17 protein-coding genes are annotated in these 19,758 nt (G+C 68.3%); 9 read left to right on the top strand and 8 right to left on the bottom strand.

The genetic code is table 11. The features are described 5' to 3' along the window. Nucleotides 1-14: 14 nt before the first annotated feature. Both BKG60_RS29405 and BKG60_RS29400 read left to right on the top strand, forming a co-directional pair. Nucleotides 15-842, top strand: coding sequence for a ParA family protein (locus BKG60_RS29405; RefSeq protein WP_070187187.1), 828 nt, complete (start codon nt 15-17; stop codon nt 840-842). A gap of 108 nt (nt 843-950) precedes the next feature. Then, nucleotides 951-1,652, top strand: a complete 702-nt coding sequence (locus tag BKG60_RS29400) for a PP2C family protein-serine/threonine phosphatase (RefSeq protein WP_075910329.1) — start codon at nt 951-953, stop codon at nt 1,650-1,652. Between the two features lie 7 nt (nt 1,653-1,659). Here the strand turns inward: BKG60_RS29400 and BKG60_RS29395 are convergent, their stop codons facing one another. Both BKG60_RS29395 and BKG60_RS29390 read right to left on the bottom strand, forming a co-directional pair. Then, nucleotides 1,660-2,898, bottom strand: a complete 1,239-nt coding sequence (locus tag BKG60_RS29395) for an Rv3212 family protein (protein ID WP_075910328.1) — start codon at nt 2,896-2,898, stop codon at nt 1,660-1,662. Between the two features lie 34 nt (nt 2,899-2,932). Next, entirely contained in the window at nt 2,933-4,435 is a 1,503-nt protein-coding gene (locus BKG60_RS29390; RefSeq protein WP_075910327.1) for a DEAD/DEAH box helicase, read from the bottom strand. Nucleotides 4,436-4,729: 294 nt separating this feature from the next. On the opposite strand from BKG60_RS29390, the gene BKG60_RS29385 reads away from it, so the two are divergent. Then, a complete protein-coding gene (locus tag BKG60_RS29385) occupies nt 4,730-5,428 on the top strand; it encodes a ferritin-like fold-containing protein (RefSeq protein WP_070187183.1) in 699 nt (232 codons plus the stop codon). 37 nt (nt 5,429-5,465) lie between these two features. Here BKG60_RS29385 and BKG60_RS29380 read toward each other — a convergent pair whose 3' ends face one another. Next, on the bottom strand, nt 5,466-6,242 hold the full coding sequence (locus tag BKG60_RS29380) for a hypothetical protein (protein ID WP_070187182.1): 777 nt from the start codon (nt 6,240-6,242) through the stop codon (nt 5,466-5,468). 231 nt (nt 6,243-6,473) lie between these two features. On the opposite strand from BKG60_RS29380, the gene BKG60_RS29375 reads away from it, so the two are divergent. Next, entirely contained in the window at nt 6,474-6,713 is a 240-nt protein-coding gene (locus tag BKG60_RS29375) for a DUF3107 domain-containing protein (protein ID WP_070187181.1), read from the top strand. A 4-nt stretch (nt 6,714-6,717) separates the two neighbouring features. Here the strand turns inward: BKG60_RS29375 and fasR are convergent, their stop codons facing one another. Further along, on the bottom strand, nt 6,718-7,374 hold the full coding sequence (gene fasR, locus BKG60_RS29370; protein ID WP_036440029.1) for an HTH-type transcriptional activator FasR: 657 nt from the start codon (nt 7,372-7,374) through the stop codon (nt 6,718-6,720). A gap of 202 nt (nt 7,375-7,576) precedes the next feature. Between fasR and BKG60_RS29365 the strand changes: the two genes are divergently transcribed. From BKG60_RS29365 to BKG60_RS29355, 3 genes are all read left to right on the top strand, one after another. After that, a complete protein-coding gene (locus BKG60_RS29365; protein WP_070187180.1) occupies nt 7,577-8,614 on the top strand; it encodes a DUF3152 domain-containing protein in 1,038 nt (345 codons plus the stop codon). 177 nt (nt 8,615-8,791) lie between these two features. Then, the gene (moeZ, locus tag BKG60_RS29360) at nt 8,792-9,970 is read left to right on the top strand and encodes an adenylyltransferase/sulfurtransferase MoeZ (RefSeq protein ID WP_110765063.1); all 1,179 of its coding nucleotides are present in this window, start codon (nt 8,792-8,794) and stop codon (nt 9,968-9,970) included. Nucleotides 9,971-10,006: 36 nt separating this feature from the next. Further along, entirely contained in the window at nt 10,007-10,861 is an 855-nt protein-coding gene (locus BKG60_RS29355; protein ID WP_070187179.1) for a TIGR02569 family protein, read from the top strand. Nucleotides 10,862-10,877: 16 nt separating this feature from the next. Here the strand turns inward: BKG60_RS29355 and BKG60_RS29350 are convergent, their stop codons facing one another. Further along, nucleotides 10,878-11,174 carry an MGMT family protein gene (locus tag BKG60_RS29350; RefSeq protein WP_075910326.1) on the bottom strand — a complete coding sequence of 99 codons (297 nt, stop codon included), beginning with the start codon at nt 11,172-11,174 and terminating at the stop codon, nt 10,878-10,880. Between the two features lie 2 nt (nt 11,175-11,176). After that, nucleotides 11,177-11,950, bottom strand: coding sequence for an alpha/beta hydrolase (locus BKG60_RS29345; protein ID WP_070187363.1), 774 nt, complete (start codon nt 11,948-11,950; stop codon nt 11,177-11,179). Between the two features lie 91 nt (nt 11,951-12,041). Here BKG60_RS29345 and BKG60_RS29340 point away from each other — a divergent pair, with 91 nt between their 5' ends. Next, entirely contained in the window at nt 12,042-15,188 is a 3,147-nt protein-coding gene (locus BKG60_RS29340; protein ID WP_075910325.1) for an ATP-dependent helicase, read from the top strand. Further along, on the top strand, nt 15,128-18,478 hold the full coding sequence (locus tag BKG60_RS29335) for an ATP-dependent helicase (protein WP_083339227.1): 3,351 nt from the start codon (nt 15,128-15,130) through the stop codon (nt 18,476-18,478). Before BKG60_RS29340 ends, BKG60_RS29335 begins: the two co-directional genes overlap by 61 nt. A 15-nt stretch (nt 18,479-18,493) precedes the next feature. On the opposite strand, the gene BKG60_RS29330 is transcribed toward BKG60_RS29335, so the two are convergent. Together BKG60_RS29330 and BKG60_RS29325 are read right to left on the bottom strand one after the other, a co-directional pair. Then, nucleotides 18,494-19,207 (bottom strand): VIT1/CCC1 transporter family protein, encoded by a 714-nt coding sequence (locus BKG60_RS29330; RefSeq protein WP_070184539.1) that lies wholly within the window; start codon nt 19,205-19,207, stop codon nt 18,494-18,496. A 146-nt stretch (nt 19,208-19,353) separates the two neighbouring features. After that, complete coding sequence (locus BKG60_RS29325; RefSeq protein WP_070944506.1) at nt 19,354-19,743, bottom strand: DoxX family protein; 390 nt, start codon at nt 19,741-19,743, stop codon at nt 19,354-19,356. Between the last annotated feature and the right edge of the window lie 15 nt (nt 19,744-19,758).

The following is a 19,758-nucleotide window of genomic DNA, read 5'->3' as shown; positions in this document are numbered from 1 at the left end:
CGCACGTTCCGGCAATGCCGCCGAGAGCGTGCTTGGATGAAGGTGTGACGCGAGTATTAGCGGTCGCCAATCAAAAGGGTGGGGTAGCCAAGACGACGACGGTGGCGTCGCTGGGAGCGGCGATGTCCGAGCAGGGACGACGGGTCCTGCTGGTCGACCTGGATCCGCAAGGCTGTCTGACGTTTTCATTGGGACATGACCCGGACAAGTTGCCGGTGTCCGTGCACGAGGTGTTGCTCGGCGATGTCGAGCCGGGGGCGGCCCTGGTCGAGACGGCCGAGGGGATGTCGCTGCTGCCGGCCAACATCGACCTGGCGGGCTCCGAGGCCATGCTGTTGATGCGGGCGGGGCGCGAGTACGCGCTCAAGCGGGCCCTGGCCAAGGTTTCCGACGACTTCGACGTGGTGATCATCGACTGTCCGCCGTCGTTGGGCGTGTTGACGCTCAACGGTCTGACCGCCGCGAACGAAGTGATCGTGCCGTTGCAGTGCGAAACCCTGGCGCACCGCGGCGTGGGCCAGTTCCTGCGCACGATCGCCGATGTTCAGCAGATCACCAATCCCGAGCTGGCGCTGCTGGGCGCGCTGCCCACGCTCTACGATTCGCGCACCACCCACAGTCGCGACGTGCTGCTGGATGTCGCCGACCGGTACGAGCTGCCCGTGTTGGCCCCGCCGATCCCGCGCACAGTCCGCTTCGCCGAGGCCAGTGCCTCGGGATCGTCGGTGTTGGCCGGCCGTAAGAGCAAAGGGGGCCTGGCCTACCGTGAGTTGGCCCAGGCGTTGCTCAAACATTGGAAGTCGGGCAAGAAGCTTCCGACGTTCACGCCAGAGGTGGTCTAGACGCCACTCGACCTGGCCGAGGCGTGAGGCCCTCGTTGATGGCCCGCGGCGCTCGCTCAATCTTCTCCGGTGGCAGGGGGTCGCCGGGGCGACGAGAGGACGATCTGGATGGCTTCGGTGTTACGGTCCGCGACGGCCACCGATCAGGGGCCGGTGCGGCAGACCAACCAGGATTCGTACCTCGCCGACGGCATCCTGTATGCGATTGCCGACGGTTTCGGGCCCGGCGGTGAACACGCCAGCCGGATCGCGGTGGAGGTGCTGGCCGCGGGATTCGCCGCGGAGCCTGACCGCGACGGGCTTGTCGGTGCGGTACAGCGAGCCAACGAGCAGGTCTTCGCACACGTCAGCGCTTCGGGGACGAGTTCGGGCGCCACGCTGACGGTGGTCGCGATGTTCGGCGACGAGCAGGGTGGCCCCATGGCCATCAACATCGGGGATTCGCCGCTGAACCGGATCCGCGACGGTGTCATGTGTCAGCTCACCGATGATCACAGCGTCTCCGGGGAACTGGTGCGTGTCGGTGAGATCACCCGGGAGGAAGCCCGTTTCCACCCGCACCGCCACCTGCTTACGAGGGCGTTGGGTATCGGCCCGGTCATCCGGCCGGATTTGTTCGATCTGGATTGCCGTCCCGGCGACCGCTTGTTGATCAGCAGTGACGGCTTGTTCGCCGGCGCCGAGGATGCGGACATCGCCGTCGCGGCCGCCGATGCTGAGCCCGAGGTCGCGGCGCAGCGGCTGGTTCAGGTGGCCAATGATGCCGGCGGTAGCGACAACACCACCGTGATCGTGATCGACATCGGCTGAGTCGGCGTCACGCCGCACCGAGGGCCACCAATTCGGTGCCGCGCTGCTCTAGCAGGGTGTCTCCGGCGGCCGCCGGGACCACCGGCGACACGCTGGGTGTGCGGGGCAGCGCGATGTGGCGCTGTCCGGTACCGGTCTGCTGATCGAAGACGTCGTAACCGTCGTTGACCGGAACCAGGAGCTGTCCGGCCATCACCGTGGCGGGCCCGACGGGCAGATGAGGTCCGGACTCGTCCACTGTGGGCGTCACGGTGAACTTGTACTGGAGGCCGGCGGTCCCGGTGGTGCTGAAGACCAGAACCGAGTCCCCGGTCCACCAGCTGATCACGTCCCCGGTGCGGGTGGTGGTCGACTGCGGTGCGGCCGGTTCGGCCAGCGGCAGGCTGGCCAGGGTCTTGCCCGTCTCGTCGATGACGTTCACCATCGGCCGCGGGGTGGGCAGGTACACCGCGGTCGTGGTGCCTGACACCGCGATCACCTTGGCGCCGGCCTCGTCGGTGATGTCCTGCAGCTCGACGTAGCGCACGTCGGGGGTGTCTTCTTCGTCGGCCGGGCGAAGCAGCGTGAGCCGGATGAACTTGCTCTTCGGACACGATTCCAGCACCGACACGGCCGAGGAACTCGCCGCCGCCGACAGTTGGCGGCACACCGGTGAGGCCGGTACATCGGGCTTGATCCGGGCATCCAGGGCGCCGTAGGACAGCATCCGCACCATGTCCGAGCGCCACAGCTCCAGGCGGCTGTCCCCGGCCGAGAGCACCGTCGAGCCGTCGGTCGACAGCCGGACCTCGGGGTCGGCGTACGCGGTGCGGGCCGGTCCGCGGCGGCCGGTCTTGCCGTCGACGGTGCTGACCTGTCCGCAGCCGCGAACATCCGGATACACCGCGACGGCGTGCTGGTACACCGAAGTCACGCCGCACAGTTCGAGGTCGCGCGCGTAGCTCCACAGCACTGCCCCGGTGACCGGATCTCGGCCCTCGATGGTGGATCCGTGGCCCGTCACCACCGACCCGCCCGCGAGCACGGGTTCGGTGGTCTTCGGGCTTTCGGTGGTCCACAGCTGCTGTAGACCGGCCGGCACCTCACTGGCCGGGGTGAGGTACGGAACCGGTGCGGCGGCGGGCCTGCTGATGGTGGCCCGGGCATCACTGGTCCACCAGATCAGGCCGGCTGCCAGTGCGACGATGGCGACGATTGCCGCGGCGGCCGCCATGTCGCCGCGGGTGCGGCGTTCGGGTTTGACCATGGACTGGTGCCGTCAGGTCTTCGGCGTTCGCCGGTCAGCCGGCAGTAGCGGTCTCGGTCTTACGCGGACGGCGCCGGCGGCGGCGACGGCCGGAGCTCGACGCGTCGCCCGCGGTGGCCTCGGACTCGGCCGCCGGTGCGGCCTCGGCGCTGTCTTGCGCCGGAGCCGCGGTGCCCCCGGGATGCCCGGTGGCCGACTGGCCACCGCGGGTCCGCCGACGGGTGCGGGTCTTGGCCCTGGCGGGCCGATCCGCGGAGTCTGTCGAGGAGATGCGCTTCTCGTCGGGGCTGCGCTTGGCGGTGGCCTTGCGCGGTTCGCCGATGCGCCCGGTGGCGTCGCTCGGGATCCCCAGCTCCTCGTAGACGTGCGGGGAGCTGGAATAGGTCTCGGCGGGCTCGGGGTAGCCCAGGTTCAGCGCCTTGTCGATCGTCTCCCAGCGGGCCAGTTCGTCCCAGTCGACCAGGGTGATCGCGACACCGGTCTTGCCGGCGCGCCCGGTGCGGCCGATGCGGTGCACGTAGGCCTGCTCGTCTTCGGGGCACTGGTAATTGATGACGTGAGTGACGTCGTCGATGTCGATACCGCGTGCGGCCACATCCGTGGCCACGAGCACGTCCACGGCACCGGTGCGGAACGACTTGAGCGCTTTCTCCCGGGCGCCCTGGCCCAGGTCACCGTGCACGGCGTCGACTTTGAACCCGCGTTCGGCGAGTTCGTCGGACACCTTCTGCGCGGTGCGCTTGGTGCGGGTGAAGATCATCGTGGCGCCGCGGCCGTCGGCCTGCAGGATCCGGCTCACCAGCTCCGACTTGTCCAGGGCGTGGGCCCGGTAGGCGAACTGCTCGGTGGTGTCGTGAGTGGCAGCCGAATGCGGGGCCTCGGCCCGGATGTGGGTCGGCTGGTTCATGAACGTGCGGGCCAGCGTGATGATCGGGTCCGGCATGGTGGCCGAGAACAGCATCGACTGACGGTCGTCGGGGGTGAGCCGGAGGATCCGCTCGATGTCGGGCAGGAAGCCCAAGTCGAGCATCTCGTCGGCTTCGTCGAGCACCAGCACGGACAGTCCGCCCAGCTGCAGGTGCCCTTGCTGGGCCAGGTCGAGCAGCCGGCCCGGGGTGCCGACGACGACGTCGACGCCCTTGCGCAGCGCTTCGATCTGGGGTTCATAGGGACGGCCGCCGTAGATCGAGGTCACGGCGAATTTGCGATCGCCGGTGGTCAGATGCTTGGCGGCGCCGGCGAGGTCGTCGTAAACCTGCAGGCACAGCTCGCGGGTGGGCACCACGATCAGGGCCCGGGGGGTGCCGTTGAGCGGGCGGGTCTCGTCCGAGGAGATCCGGTGCAGCAGCGGGATACCGAACGCGTAGGTCTTGCCCATCCCGGTACGGGCCTGGCCGATCAGGTCGTCGCCGGCCAGCGCCAGCGGCAGGGTCAGTTCTTGGATGGCAAAGGGGTGCTGGATGCCGTTCTCGCTGAGTGCGCGGACAATTTCGTCGCGGACGCCGAGCTCGGCAAATGTTTTGTTTACATGCGTCATGGTTGGTAGAGGTGGCCTTTCACTGTCAAACCTCATGGGCATCCAGCGCACACGGAGTCTGACGGTGAAACGGTCGGGTTCGCCCGGACAAGGTTCGTATCCTCGGCGCTGCCGATCCGTTGGGCCCAGCTCCACAGGGCGGGCCAACTGCGTGCACGCACATTTCCTGGTAGCGGTTCGGGTGCTCAAAATGTCGGCTCGAAGCCGTTACCACATGCCATTGTAGCTGGTCGCGCTATCTGGGCCGATTTGCCAGCCCATCAGGGTTGCCTGGCGGCGTCTAGAGTTGGCGTCATGAATTCGCCTCAGCCTGCCGCGGAACAGATCGCCAAACCGGTCGATTCGGGCGTGCCGGCGGATCATCCCGGGGTCAACGAGTTGTTCGCGGTGCTGGCCTACGGCGAGGTCGCGGCGTTCTACCGGCTCACCGAGGAAGCGCGCATGGCGCCGAACCTGCGTGGCCGGATCAACATGGCGAGCATGGCCGCTGCTGAGATGGGCCATTACGAGCTGCTGCGAGATGCCTTGGAGCGCAGGGGAGTTGACGTTGTCTCGGCGATGACGAAGTATGCGTCCGCCTTGGAGAACTACCACCGGATGACCACTCCGAGCACGTGGCTGGAGGCGTTGGTCAAGACCTATATCGGCGATGCGCTCGCCGCGGACTTCTACCTCGAGATCGCCGACGCCTTGCCGGAGTCGGTGGCGACGGTGGTGCGCGCGGTGCTGGCCGAGACGGGGCATTCGCAGTTCGTCGTCGCCGAGGTTCGGGCCGCGGTGACAGCCAGCGATCGTCAGCGTCATCGGCTGGCGCTGTGGGCGCGTCGACTGCTCGGAGAGGCCGTCACCCAAGCCCAGTTCGTGCTGGCCGATCACGACGAGCTCGTCGATCTCGTGATGTCCAGCGGCGAGGGGCTGACGCAGTTGGCCGAGTTCTTCGGCCGGCTGCAGAACACCCACCAGTCCCGGATGCAGGAACTGGGCCTGGCGTAAGGCCGCCAGACCCAGTCCGCGCTTGTTGATTCGGTCGCTACTGCGTGCAGGTGGTGATCATGGTGTTGTTGGCCTGTGCGACGAGGACGTTGCCCGACGCGTCGGTGATGGAGCAGTTGAGCTGACCGGCGACACTGGTCGCGGTCACGGATTTGAGTGTCACGCCGGGGTTGAGCACCACGGTCTTGGCCCACGGCAGCGCGACGTTGATGTCGGTCTGCAGCGCGCCCTGCGCGTCGGTGTAGACGATCGTCACCAGGTCGATGAGCTGCCGGTTGCCGGTCACCCGGTAGGTGATGGCGTTCGGGGTGGCCACCGCTGCCGGCGGTGCGGCCGCAGGCGGCGGTACGGGCGCGGGTGTCGCGGTGGCGCTGGGTGTCGGCGTCACCGTGGTGACGGTCTCGGGTGACAACGGGGCGGTCGGCGCGGCGCGCGGCGGAACCGGCTTCGACGTGGCGTCCTGGGTCGGCGCGGCGGTCTGGGTCGGTTGCGCCGAGGTCACGGTGGCCGACACGGAGCCGCTGTCTCCGCCGCCGAGGATCACCACGGTGCAGATGACCGCGATCAGCAGGATCGCGCCGGCCACGGCGGCCACCCAGATCCAGCGCCGGTCGATGGGCTCTTCGTAGAAGGTGACCTCGTCGTCGTAGTCGGCGTCGTAGCCGTAGTCCGCCTCGGCGTCGGCGCCGTAGCGGCCCGTCGAGTAGTCGGTCTGGTAGTCGGGGGTGTGGCCGGAGTACCCGCTCGGCTCATACGAGTGGTCCCCGAAGCGCTCGGTCGCGGCGGTGTCGTACGGCGAATAGTGCCTGGTCATGCGGCTGCCCCAGTCGTCTCGTCCAATATCGGCCCTGATGCTATCGAGGCAGAAGTGACAGATGAGGTCGAGCTTCAGGCGTGTCGGTCACGGTCCGGACTCGGTTCGGTATCTGCGTTTCGCGCACGGCGTAGCTCGGCGAGCACCCGCTGGCGGCGGCGGGCTCCGGCCGTCCATTAGCCTGCTCAGGGAAGTCGACACACGACGCGAGAAAAGAAAGAAGGGTCCAGCGTGGAGGTCAAAATCGGTGTCACGGACAGCCCGCGCGAGCTGACCTTCAACAGCGCGCAGACACCCACCGAGGTGGAGCAGCAGGTCACCGACGCGCTCGGTACGGATTCGGGTGTGCTGGCGCTGACTGACGAGAAGGGGCGGCGTTTCCTGGTGCAGACCAGCCGGATCGCCTATGTGGAGATCGGCGCCGCCGATGTGCGCCGGGTCGGCTTCGGCGTGGGAGCCGAAACCGCCTGAAGATCTACGACCGCGTGAGTGGCACGTGTGACAGTCCGCCCCAGGCGAACTGCACCGTGCCGTCCACGGCGGTATTCCGGTCGATCGGCCGGTCGTTGGTCAGCCAGTAACGCGCCGAGTCGACGCTGATCGCCACCAATCCGACCGCGATCATCCTGGCTCGGTGGGCCTCGAGTCCCGAATCGCGGCTGATCAGATCGAACACCGCATCGGTACAGGCCTCGGTGGCCACCTTCACCTGCGCCGCCACCTGCGGTTCGCTGACATAGTCATTCTCGAAGATCAGCCGGTAGCCCTGGCTGTCGTGCTCGATGAAGTCGAAGAACGCCTCGACGGCCGCACGCAACCGCTGCCGGTTGTCGGTCGTGGTGCGCAGGGCCTGGCGCACCCCGGACACCAGATTGTCGACATGGCGTTGCAGCACCGCCAGGTAGAGCTCGAGCTTCGACGAAAAGTGTTGATACAGAACGGGCTTGCTGACACCTGCGCGTTCGGCGATCTCGTCCATGCCCGCCGCGTGGTAGCCGCGTTCGACGAATACCTCGCTGGCGGCCGCCAACAGCTGTCCGCGCCGCTCGTCACGAGGCAGGCGGTTGCCGCGTCGACCAGCGGTCGCGGGCTTGTCACCTCTCCTCTCGGCGGTGTTGGCGAGATCGCTCATCAGGTCCTCAATCTGTATTGCTCTGGCGCACTTGGACATGATCATCCGAGCCGCTGATCGCACCGACACTACTACCGTGGCGCTCCAGTTTCGTCGCGCGGTCACCGCAGAAACGGGCGTGGGTTTCGAAATGACACCAGCGCGGTCACGGCATAGCTGCGCTGAGAACCGATACACAGGAGTCTGTGCCATTCTGGTTCCCGTGACCTACGACCCGGGACGTCGCGGGGGTGGCCGTGTCCCGGCGCTGCGCAACGAGTGGCGGGAGCCGCTACGCGCTCAGCGTGATCCGATTGCCGCGGACTCAGGACGAGCGCGATCGAATCGGGACGACCATCAGCAGTGGCGTAAGCAGACGTGGATCGGCCGCTTCGTGTCCACCTACGGGTGGCGCGCGTATGCGCTGCCGGTGTTGATCGTGTTGACCGTGGTGGTGATCTACCAGACCATCACCGGCACCAGCGCGCCGCATTCCGCCGAGGAGGACGACGGCCCGGTGCAGGGCCCGCCCACCATCGACGTGGCCAGTACGTCGATCATCGGCGCGCCGCCCAAAGGGCTGACCCAGTTCGACGCGAACCTGCCGACCGGGATCCTGCCCGCCGGCGGCCAGTTCACCCAGGCCGGGGCGCGGACCTGGCGGATCGTGCCGGGCACCACCCCCAAGATCGGTGAAGGCACCACGAAGTCCTTCACCTACACCGTCGAGGTGGAGGACGGTGTGGACACCACTGCCTTCGGCGGCGACGAAGGTTTCGCCCAGATGGTCAGCTCGACCCTGGCCAATCCGAAGAGCTGGACCCACAACGGGCTGTTCGCGTTCACCCGGGTGGACGCGAACAGCGGCGTCGACCCCGACTTCCGGGTGTCGCTGACCTCACCCATGACGGTGCGAGAGGGCTGCGGGTACGACATCGAGCTGGAGTCGTCGTGCTACAACCCGTCGTACGGCGGGAGTCAAGCCAGAGTCTTCGTCAACGAGGCCCGCTGGGTCCGGGGCGCGGTGCCGTTCCAGGGCGACATCGGCTCGTACCGGCAGTACCTCATCAACCATGAGGTTGGTCACGCCATCGGCTATCAGCGGCACGAGGCCTGTGAGGCCAACGGCAAGCTGGCGCCGATCATGATGCAGCAGACGTTCTCCACCTCGAACGACGACGCCGCCAAGTTCGACCCCGGCACCGTCAAGGCCGACGGCCTGACCTGCCGGTTCAATCCCTGGCCGTATCCGATCGCTTGACAGGTCCGGCCGCGGCCGGATGCCGCCGCGGTGCCGGCGGGGCCCTGACGCGCCGCCGTGGCCGGTCTCGGTGGCCCGGCGGCGGGAAGTATCGGGACCGGATTACCGTTGTGGGTACGAGCAGCTGGGACGCTGAACTGACCACAAAATCTGAGGAGACATACGGTGTCCGCGAATTTGGACGTGTCGTTACCGCCGTTGGTTGAGCCGGCCGCCGAGCTGACCCGCGAAGAGGTGACGCGCTACAGCCGGCACCTGATCATTCCGGACGTCGGCGTGATCGGGCAGAAGCGGCTGAAGAATGCCAAGGTCCTGGTGATCGGGGCCGGCGGGCTGGGTTCGCCGACGCTGCTGTACCTGGCCGCGGCGGGGGTGGGCACCATCGGCATCGTCGAGTTCGACGTGGTCGACGAGTCCAACCTGCAGCGCCAGATCATCCATGGACAGTCCGACATCGGGAAGTCCAAGGCGCAGAGCGCCAAGGAGTCGGTGCTGGAGATCAACCCGCTGGTGACGGTGAACCTGCATGAGTTCCGGTTGGAGCCCGACAATGCGGTGGAGCTGTTCAGCCAGTACGACCTGATCCTGGACGGTACCGACAACTTCGCCACGCGCTACCTGGTCAACGACGCCGCGGTGTTGGCAGGCAAGCCCTACGTGTGGGGCTCGATCTACCGGTTCGAGGGCCAAGTGTCGGTGTTCTGGGAGGACGCGCCCGACGGTCTCGGTCTCAACTACCGCGACCTGTATCCCGAGCCGCCGCCACCGGGCATGGTGCCCTCCTGCGCCGAAGGCGGGGTGCTGGGCATCCTGTGCGCCTCGATCGCGTCGGTGATGGGCACCGAGGCCATCAAGCTCATCACCGGCATCGGTGAACCGTTGCTGGGTCGGCTCATGGTGTACGACGCGCTGGAGATGTCGTACCGGACCATCCGGATCCGCAAGGATCCGGCCACTCCGAAGATCACCGAGCTGATCGACTACGAGGCGTTCTGCGGTGTGGTTTCCGACGAAGCTGCGGCCGCCGCTGCCGACTCCACGATCACCCCGGGCGAGCTCAAGGAACTCATCGACTCCGGGAAACCGTTGGCGCTGATCGATGTCCGCGAACCCGTCGAGTGGGACATCAATCACATCGAGGGCGCCGAACTCATCCCCAAGCCATCTTTCGAGTCGGGTGACGCGTTGGCCAAGCTCGCGGTGGACCGGACACCGGTGCTGTACTGCAAGACCGGGATCCGTTCGGCCGAGGTGCTCGCCATCGTGAAGAAGGCCGGTTTTTCCGATGCGATGCATCTGCAGGGTGGAATTGTGGCTTGGGCCAAGCAACTCGAGCCCGACATGGTGATGTACTGACGGCTGGTTTGCCGGTCTACAGCTTAGGCTGAGGCTGTGAGTGTGGAACGGCCGCCGGAACATGTGCTGGCGGCGTTCGGCCTGTCCGGGGTGCGCCCGGTACCGCTCGGCTCAAGCTGGGAGGGTGGCTGGCGCTGCGGCGAAGTCGTGATGTCGATGGTGCCCGAGCACGCCCGTGCGGCGTGGTCGGCCAAGGTGCGCGAGTCACTGTTCATCGACGGGGTGCGGCTGGCCCGCCCGGTCCGTTCGACGGATGGTCGATACGTGGTCGCCGGGTGGCGGGCCGATACTTTCGTCGCAGGCACGCCCGAACCCCGTCACGACGAGGTGGTGTCGGCGGCAGTGCGATTGCACGAGGCCACGGCGAAGCTGGATCGGCCCCGCTTCCTCACCCAGCCTCCGGTCGCACCATGGGCCGACGTCGACGTGTTCATCGCCGCCGACCGGGCCGCCTGGGAGGACCGGCCGCTGCATTCGTTGCCGCCCGGCGCCCGGGTATCGCCCGGCTCATCGGACGGTCAACGTTCGGTGGAGCTGATCAATCAGTTGGCCGGTCTGCGCAGACCGACCAGGAGCGCCAGTCAACTGGTACATGGCGATCTCTACGGCACAGTGCTTTTCGCCGGGACTGCGGCGCCGGGCATCACCGACATCACCCCGTATTGGCGCCCGGCGCCGTGGGCGGCGGGCGTGGTGGTGGTCGACGCGTTGTCCTGGGGTGACGCCGACGACGGCTTGATCGAGCGGTGGCAGTCGCTTCCGGAGTGGCCGCAGATGTTGTTGCGGGCGTTGATGTTCCGACTGGCCGTGCATGCTCTGCATCCGCGGTCCACCGCGGCGGCCTTCCCGGGCCTGGCGCGCACCGCTTCGCTGGTCCGCCTGATCCTGTAGTTCACGTTTCCCGCGGTCAGATCTGGTGCCGGTACTCGCCGAGGCGCACGCGCCCGTCGGCGGCCAGCACACCCTCGGCGCGCAGTCGTTCCAACTGCCGGGTGGCCAGGTGCGGGGCCGGCCGCCCCGACGCTGGGATCACCCGGTGCCAGGGCAGGTCCGAAGAATCGGTCCGCATGATCCAACCGACGATCCGCGGGCTGGAAAGCCCTGCGGCATCAGCAATGTCACCGTAGGTGCTGACCCGGCCCGACGGAATCGCGGCGACCAGCGCTCGCACGGTCTCCACCTGTTCCTCGGTGACGGCAGGCATGCTTACCCCAACTGCTCGAGGATCAACTTGGCTGTCTCGACGGGTTTGGCCTGGCCCACCATATGGTCGCAATCCCAATCCAGCAGCGTGAAATCCGCACCGAGGTGCGCGCCCAGCGCACTGATGAGACCGTCACGCGCATACGGCGGGCTGGTGCGGGTGGCGCGAACCAGAACCGTGGGAGTGCCCTTGCGCGGCAGGGCAACCGGGCGGGCCAGCTCGCTCCAATACGACAACATGGCCGGAATGCTGATCCGCCACGCGTAGCGACCGCCGGGCAGCTCGACCAGGTGCTCGTCGAGGTCCCGGTCCAACTCAGCCGGATCCACCTCGCCCCACGAACCATCGGCCTTCTCGGCGCGGGCCTCGGCACGGTCGGGATAGTCGGGTGAGGCCAACATGGCATCGGCGATCTCACGCATCCATTCGCCGTCGAGCTCCACCGCGGGATCCAGCAACACCAGTCCGCTGACCAGATCCGGATGTGCGGCAGCGAGATTGAGCGCCACCGCACCGCCGAACGAATGCCCGACCACCAGCGTCGGGCCGTCCAACAGCGACGCCAGCGCCTCGACGTTCGCGTCGAGCGTCCACGGGGCGGCCCACGACGAACGGCCGTGCCCGAGCAGATCAGGGGCGAGCACACTCACCCCCGGAAGGTGCTGTTCGGCCAGCGTCTTCCACCGCCGGCCGTGCCCGGTCAACCCATGGACGAGCAGCAGTTGGGGCGCCCGATCGGGGCCGTACCGGTGAACGTGCAACTTCTCGGCGGACATCTGATGCATGCTGCCAGACTCCGCTACTTGTCGGGTCATTCGCTCCAATCCGCTCCGCTACTTGTCGGTCCCTTCTGGTGTCATGCATTCCATGACCGCACAACACCTCCAGCCCACCCTGGCGGGCACTGAGCTGCTGGCACCCGGCCGCGACGGGATGGTGCGGGTGCTGGGCGGTCCGGGCACCGGAAAGAGCTCGCTGTTGGTCAACACCGCGGTCGAGCACATCGCGGCCGGCACCGATCCCGAGTCGGTGTTGTTGTTGACCGGGTCGGCCCGATTGGGCTCGCAGGCCAGGGCCGCCATCACCGCGCGACTGCTCGGGGCAGGAACGCACGGCGTGGTGCGGGAACCGCTGGTGCGCACCGTGCACTCTTATGCCTTTGCGGTATTGCGGCTGGCAGCCCAGCGCAACGGTGATCCGCCGCCCCGGCTGATCACCACTGCCGAGCAGGACGGCATCATCCGTGAGCTGCTGGCCGGCGATCTGGAGGACGGTGCCAACTCACCCGTGGGTTGGCCCGAGCAGTTGTGGCCGGCGCTGAGCACCGCGGGTTTCGCCACCGAACTGCGTGATCTGCTGGCCCGCTGCACCGAGCGTGGGGTGGATCCGCGTGCCCTGCAACGGCTGGGCCGCTCGGCCGGGCGGGCGGAATGGTTGGCGGCCGGCCGGTTTGCGCAGGCCTACGAGCAGATCATGCTGTTGCGGTCGGCAGTCGGCATGGCCGCACCGCAGGCCACCGTGCCGGCATTGGGGGCAGCCGAGCTCGTCGGTGCGGCGTTGGATGCACTGGGTACCGATGCCGATCTGCTGGCGGGCGAGCGTGCGCGGATCAGCCTGCTGTTGGTCGATGATGCGCAGCATCTCGATCCGCAGGCCGCCCTGCTGGTTCGGGTGTTGGGCGCCCGCGCGGGTCTGACGGTCATCGCGGGCGATCCGGACCAGTCGGTGTTCGGTTACCGGGGCGCCGATCCGGCGTTGTTGCGCGACGACAACGGGGATGCTGTTCCGGCCATCACCCTGAACCGGTCGCACCGCTGTGCCCCTGCGGTGGCAGCGGCGATCTCGGGTGTCGCCCGCCGCCTGCCCGGTGTCGGTCCGGCGCGAGCCTTGGCGGGCAATCCCGAGCGCGGTCAGGGTGAAGTGACCCTGCGGATGGCCGCCACGCCGCACGCCGAGAACGCATTCATCGCCGACGCCCTGCGGCGCGCCCACCTGATGGATGGGGTGCCGTGGTCGCAGATGGCGGTCGTCGTGCGCTCGATCCCCCGGGTGGGCGCCGCACTGGCGCGGGCGCTGAGCGGGGCCGGCGTGCCCGTGCAGTCCGCGGGCCCCGATCTGGGGCTCGCGCAGCAGCCGGCGGTGGCGGCCCTACTTACCGTGTTGGAGGCGACGGCGTCCGGTCGGCTGGACGGCGACGGTGCGGTCAGCCTGCTCACCGGTCCGATCGGCCGCGTCGACCCGGTGACTCTGCGGCAGTTGCGCCGGGCCTTGCGGCGCGTCGACGGCTCCACGCCGCCAAGGGATTTCACCGACCTGCTGATCGCTGCGATCGATACTGAGCCGGCTGGTTTGTCGGCTGAGCATGCCAAGCCGCTGCGCAGGCTGCGGTCGGTGTTGTCAGCTGCCCGCCGCAGCCAGCGTGAGGGCGCCGATCCGCGCTACATCCTGTGGCAGGCCTGGAATGCCTGCCGCTTGCAGCCGCGCTGGCTGGCCGCCAGCGAGCGGGGCGGCACCATCGGAGCACAGGCCGACCGTGATCTGGACGCGGTGACGGCATTGTTCGATGTGGCCGACCAGTATGTGAGCCGAACGGCGGGAGCGACGCTGCGCGGGCTGGTGGACCACGTCGCGAACTTGGGACCGTCGATGTCGGCTTCGGAAGCCGACCCGCAGACCGACGCGGTGGCGGTGCTCAGCGCGCACGCCGCACTCGGCCGGGAATGGGACTTCGTGGTGATCGCCGGCGTGCAGGAAGGTTTGTGGCCCAACACCGTTCCACGGGGTGGCATCCTGGGCACGCAACACCTCGTCGATGTGCTCGACGGGGTGGCCGCGCCGGATGATCGTGCGGTGTCGACGCGCGCGCCGCTGCTCGCCGAGGAACGGCGGCTGATGATGGCTGCCATGGGCCGGGCCCGCACCCGGCTGCTGGTGACCGCGGTCGACAGCGACGGTGGCGACGAATCGCTGCTGCCTTCGCCGTTCTGTGCCGAACTGGCCGAGGTGGCAACCGAATACGTGCCGCTGCCGCCGTTGGCCGCCCCGCGGGTACTGCTGTCCTCGGCTGTGGTGGGCCGGCTGCGGGCCGTGGTGTGTGCGCACGAAGGCGCGGTCGACGACGACTCGCGGTCGTGCGCGGCAACGCAATTGGCCCGGCTGGCCGCAGCCGGAGTGCCCGGGGCCGACCCCTCGCAATGGCACACCATGACCGCGCTGTCCACCGAGGAGCCGCTGTGGTCGGACCCCGAACATGTGGTCACGCTGTCGCCGTCGACACTGCAGATGCTCACCGACTGCCCGCTGCGTTGGCTGCTGGAGCGGCACGGCGGCAGCGACGGGCGTGATGTGCGCTCCACCGTCGGCTCGTTGTTGCACGCGTTGGTCTCCGATTCCGGTAAGACCGAGAGCCAGCTGATCAACGACCTCGAAACGGTCTGGGAGGGCCTGCCTTTCGAGGCGAAGTGGTATTCGGACAATGAGTTGTCGCGGCACCGGGCGATGCTCGAGACCTTCACCCGGTGGCGCGAGGACTCCCGGGGGCAGTTGACCGAGGTCGCCACGGAGATCGATGTCGACGGCGTGATCGTCGAACCGGGGCCCGACGGCCCTGGCGTGCAGGTGCGGGGCCGGCTGGACCGACTCGAGCGTGACCAGGCGGGCCGGCTCGTCGTGGTCGATCTCAAGACCGGCAAGAGCCCGGTCACCAAGGACGACGCACAAAAGCACGCCCAGTTGGCCACCTATCAACTTGCGGTCGCCGCGGGGCTGTTGCCGCACGGCGAGGAGCCGGGTGGGGGCCGGTTGGTATACCTGGGCAAGGCGGGGGCGGCCGGCGCCACCGAACGTGAACAGGATCCGATGACACCCGACACCCGGACAGACTGGTTGGGCACCGTCGCCACCGCGGCCGCCGCCACGGCCGGGCCGCGGTTCGCAGCCCGGATCAACGACGGCTGCGCGAACTGCCCGGTGCGGTCATCGTGCCCGGCCCAGGCTGTGGGGGAGCGACCGTGACGTCCACTGCTGCGGCCGGCGTGCGGTACAGCCCGGCCGAGCTGTCCACTGCGCTCGGTCTGTTCCCGCCGACCGAAGAACAGGCCGCGGTGATCGCCGCACCGCCGGGGCCCGTTGTGGTGATTGCCGGCGCCGGCGCCGGGAAGACCGAGACGATGGCTGCGCGGGTGGTCTGGTTGGTCGCCAACGGCTATGCCACTCCCTCACAGGTTCTGGGGCTGACCTTCACCCGCAAGGCCGCCGGTCAGTTGTTGCGGCGCGTGCGGACCCGGCTGGCCCGGCTGGCCGGGGCCGGGCTCGCACCACCGACCGGGGGCGCTGACGAGACCGCGACGGTGAGCACCTATCACGCGTTCGCCGGCACGCTGCTGCGCGAGCACGGGTTGCTGCTGCCCGTCGAACCGGACACCCGGCTGCTCAGCGAGACGGAGTTGTGGCAGCTGGCTTTCGAGGTGGTGTGTGCGCACCCGGGGGAGCTGGCCATCGAGAAGACACCGGCCGCCGTCACCGACATGGTGCTGCGGCTGGCCGGTGCGCTCGCCGAGCATCTGGTCGATACCGACCAGCTGCGCGACACCCATGTGGAGCTCGAACGGCTGGTCCACACTCTGCCGGCCGGGCCCTATCAGCGGGATCGCGGACCCAGCCAGTGGCTGCTGAAAATGCTGGCCACCCAGACCGAACGCACCGAGCTGGTGCCGTTGATCGATGCACTGCACCAGCGGATGCGTGCCGACAAGGTGATGGATTTCGGGATGCAGATGTCGGCTGCCGCGCGGCTCGCCTCGAGGTTCCCCCAGGTCGGCGAGCAACTGCGGCAACGCTTCCGGGTTGTGCTGCTCGATGAATACCAGGACACCGGGCATGCCCAACGGGTGGCGCTGTCCGCGTTGTTCGGCGGCGGGGTCGATGACGGCCTTGCGCTGACCGCGGTGGGGGATCCGATCCAGTCCATCTACGGCTGGCGGGGTGCGTCCGCGACGAACCTGCCGAGGTTCACCACGGACTTCCCGCTCGCCGACGGCACTCCTGCCCCCACGCTGGAATTGCGGACCAGCTGGCGCAATCCGCCGAGCGCCCTGCATCTGGCCAATGCGGTGTCCGCCGAGGCGCGCCGCCGCTCGGTGACGGTGCACGAATTGCGGCCGCGGCCCGACGCAGCGCCCGGAACGATTCGGTGCGCACTGCTGTCGGATGTCGAGACCGAACGTGACTGGGTGGCAGACCATCTGGCCCAGATCTATCACGGCGCGGTGGCCCAGGGCGCGGCCACACCCACCGCCGCGGTGCTGGTGCGGCGCAACGCCGACGCCGCGCCGATGGCCGAGGCGCTCGGTGCCCGCGGGGTGCCGGTCGAGGTGGTCGGGGTGGCCGGGTTGTTGGCGGTGCCCGAGGTGGCCGATCTGGTCGCGATGCTGCGGTTGGTCGCCGACCCAGCAGCGGGTTCGGCCGTGATGCGGGTCTTGACCGGACCGCGCTGGCGGTTCGGCGCCCGGGACATCGCCGCATTGTGGCGGCGCGCCAGGGAGCTGGATGACCGGACGGTGGGGGAGCCCAGCCCTGCCGAGATCGTGGCACAGGCCGCGCCGGATGCCGATTCGGCCTGTCTGGCCGACGCGATCTGCGATCCCGGTGCCGCCGAGCACTATTCACCGGCCGGCCGTCAGCGGATCGAGGCCCTCGGCCGTGAGCTCACCATGCTGCGTGCGCATTTGAGCCACCCGCTGCCCGAGCTGGTGGCCGAGGTGCGGCGGGTTACTGGGCTGGACGCCGAGGCACGTGCGGCGCGTCCCGTGACCGCGGGCTGGACGGGGACCGAGAACCTCGACACCTTCTGTGATCTCGTGGCCGATTTCGCCGGTCGGCCCGGCGGGTCGGTGCTCGCACTACTGGCGTATCTGGATGTGGCGTCCGAGGTGGAAAACGGCTTGGCCCCTGCCGAACTGACGGTGTCGCAGGACCGGGTGCAGATCCTCACCGTGCACGCCGCCAAGGGGCTGGAGTGGCAGGTGGTGGCGGTGCCACATCTGAGTGGCCGGGTGTTTCCGTCGACGGCATCGGCCCGGACGTGGCTGACGGACCCGTCGGACCTGCCCCCGCTGCTGCGCGGTGACCGCGCCACCGAATCAGAGCTCGGTGTGCCGGTGCTCGACACGTCGGACGTCAACGACCGGAAGATCTTGTCGGACAAGATATCCGATCACAAAAGAAGCCTCGAACAGCGGCGCGTCGACGAGGAACGCCGGCTGCTCTACGTCGCGATCACCCGCTCCGAGGACACCTTGCTGATCTCCGGACACCATTGGGGTGCGACGGAGAGCAAGCCGCGTGGTCCATCGGAGTTCCTGTGTGAGATCAAAGCCATCATGGAGGACGCAGCTGCGCAGGGCCATCCATGCGGGGAGGTCGAGCAGTGGGCGCCGGATCCGCCGGGCGGTGAGGTCAACCCGTTGCGGGACAAGACGGTCGAAGCCAGCTGGCCCGCTCCTGCGGCGCGGGCTTCTGATGTCGACCGGGGCGCACAGCTGGTGACGCAGGTACTGACCGCCGGGGAACAGCACGAGAGCAGCGCCGATCAGGAAGGCTGGGCCGCCGACGTCGATGCCTTGCTGGCCGAACGAGATCGGCCACCGCAGGCCGCTCCGGTGGAGCTCCCCGGTCAGCTGTCGGTCAGCACACTGGTCGAGCTCAGCCGCGATCGTCAGGGTGCGTTGCAGCGTCTGCGCCGCAGGTTGCCGCAGCGTCCTGATCCGCATGCCCTGTTGGGAACCGCTTTTCACGAGTGGGTGCAACGTTTCTTCCACTCTGAGCGGTTGTTCGACCTCGATGATCTGCCCGGTGCGGTAGACAGCGACAGTGGGCGGGCCAACGCAGCCGAGTTGTCCGAGTTGCAGGACGCGTTCGTCATGTCGCCGTGGGCAGCACGCACTCCGATCGAGGTGGAGGTGCCGTTCGACATGGCGATCGGGCAGGGCCGCACCATCGTGGTGCGTGGTCGCATCGACGCGGTGTTCGCGCAGGAGGACGGCACCACCACCGTGGTGGACTGGAAGACCGGTGAACCCCCGGCCACACCGGAAGCCATGGCGCAGGCGGCGGTTCAGCTCGCGGTGTACCGCCTGGCCTGGTCGGCACTGCAGGGCTGCCCGCCGGAATCGGTGCGGGCCGCGTTCCATTATGTGCGCTCGGGGCAGACGGTCAGCCCCGCGTCGCTTCCCGACGAGGACGAACTCGTCGCACTGCTGACCGACCAGAGGACCTCCGCGACAGAACCCGCACAGGAGTCCTGACGCCGCCGGCGAACCTCAGGTGATGGCGGTACCCACCAACAGGCCGATCAGATACGTGATGACGAGGGCCAAACCGCCGCCGATCACATTGCGTAGCACTGCCCGTCCCTTCGGCGCTCCGCCCAGCCCCGCCGACACCGCCCCCGTGGCCATCAGTGCCAGCAGCACGGCCACCACGGTGACCGGGACCCGCCACGTGGTGGGCGGCACCAGGATCGCGATGAGCGGCAACAGCGCACCGATGGTGAAAGCCAGGGCCGAGGACGCGGCAGCCTGCCACGGATTCGTCAGATCCTTGGGGTCGATGCCCAGTTCCACCTCCGCGTGCGCGGCAAACGCATCGTGGTCGGTAAGCTCCTCGGCCACCGTGCGCGCGGTTGCGCTCGACAACCCCTTCGCCTCGTATAGCGCAGCCAGCTCGTCGAGTTCGGCGGCCGGATCGTCGCGCAACTCGCGGCGTTCCTTGCGCAGCAAGGCGCGTTCGGTGTCCCGTTGGGTGCTCACCGAGACGTACTCACCCAACGCCATCGACACCGCGCCTGCGGCCAGGCCGGCGACTCCGGCAGTGAAAATCGGCGCCTTCTGCACCGTGGCGGCCGCCACGCCCACGACGATGCCGGCCGTGGAGACGATGCCGTCGTTGGCGCCCAACACCCCGGCGCGAAGCCAATTCAGCTTCGACGACAGGGAACCCACGTGCGGTTCGGACGGGTGGCCGGTGTTCGTCACGCTCCGACGATATCGGCGAGGACCGGGCGCCACCAGCAACGATAGCCTTGCCAAACTTGGCGCTTGCGGGCCTTCGAGGCTGTGAGGGCAACGAATCAGGCTGTTGCTCAGCGGTTCTGCCCTCCGGCGACGGTCCGGGCCGGAAGCTACGAGTTGCGGTACACCCGTAGCGCCGAGGTGATCATCGGGATCTGCAGGGGTAGCCGCGCGATGGCCACGATCCGCATGGGCCACGGCTTGTCCCACCACAGCCGAACCATGTTCAGGTTGCCCGGGAACACCGCGAGGAACAGCGCGACGGCAGCCAATGCGCCGAGCCGGCGGGTGCGGGGCACTGCCAGCAAGGCTCCGGTCGCCAGCTCGCCCACCCCGGAGGCGTAGGTGTAGAAGCGGGCGCTGCCGGGCAGCTCGGTCGGGATGATCGTGTCGAACGGTTTGGGCGCGACGAAGTGCAGTGCGCCCATACCCAGGAGCAGGGCGGCCATGCGTTGGGCGGCGGGTGCGGCGGAGATCCGCTGAGCCTTGGGTGCGGTCATGGTTACATTGTTGCG

It is taken from the genome of Mycobacterium syngnathidarum, from assembly GCF_001942625.1.
Lineage (GTDB): Bacteria > Actinomycetota > Actinomycetes > Mycobacteriales > Mycobacteriaceae > Mycobacterium > Mycobacterium syngnathidarum.
Note: the sequence above shows the minus strand (reverse complement) of the source record. Positions and strands in the feature narration are given on the sequence as shown.

Excerpts from the sequence above, each read along its gene's own strand:
- BKG60_RS29405 (WP_070187187.1), top strand. The coding sequence starts at position 15 with ATGCCGCCGAGAGCGTGCTTGGATGAAGGTGTGACGCGAGTATTAGCG.
- BKG60_RS29400 (WP_075910329.1), top strand. The coding sequence starts at position 951 with ATGGCTTCGGTGTTACGGTCCGCGACGGCCACCGATCAGGGGCCGGTG.
- BKG60_RS29395 (WP_075910328.1), bottom strand. The coding sequence starts at position 2,898 with ATGGTCAAACCCGAACGCCGCACCCGCGGCGACATGGCGGCCGCCGCG.
- BKG60_RS29390 (WP_075910327.1), bottom strand. The coding sequence starts at position 4,435 with ATGACGCATGTAAACAAAACATTTGCCGAGCTCGGCGTCCGCGACGAA.
- BKG60_RS29385 (WP_070187183.1), top strand. The coding sequence starts at position 4,730 with ATGAATTCGCCTCAGCCTGCCGCGGAACAGATCGCCAAACCGGTCGAT.
- BKG60_RS29380 (WP_070187182.1), bottom strand. The coding sequence starts at position 6,242 with ATGACCAGGCACTATTCGCCGTACGACACCGCCGCGACCGAGCGCTTC.
- fasR (WP_036440029.1), bottom strand. The coding sequence starts at position 7,374 with ATGAGCGATCTCGCCAACACCGCCGAGAGGAGAGGTGACAAGCCCGCG.
- BKG60_RS29350 (WP_075910326.1), bottom strand. The coding sequence starts at position 11,174 with ATGCCTGCCGTCACCGAGGAACAGGTGGAGACCGTGCGAGCGCTGGTC.
- BKG60_RS29345 (WP_070187363.1), bottom strand. The coding sequence starts at position 11,950 with ATGTCCGCCGAGAAGTTGCACGTTCACCGGTACGGCCCCGATCGGGCG.
- BKG60_RS29340 (WP_075910325.1), top strand. The coding sequence starts at position 12,042 with ATGACCGCACAACACCTCCAGCCCACCCTGGCGGGCACTGAGCTGCTG.
- BKG60_RS29325 (WP_070944506.1), bottom strand. The coding sequence starts at position 19,743 with ATGACCGCACCCAAGGCTCAGCGGATCTCCGCCGCACCCGCCGCCCAA.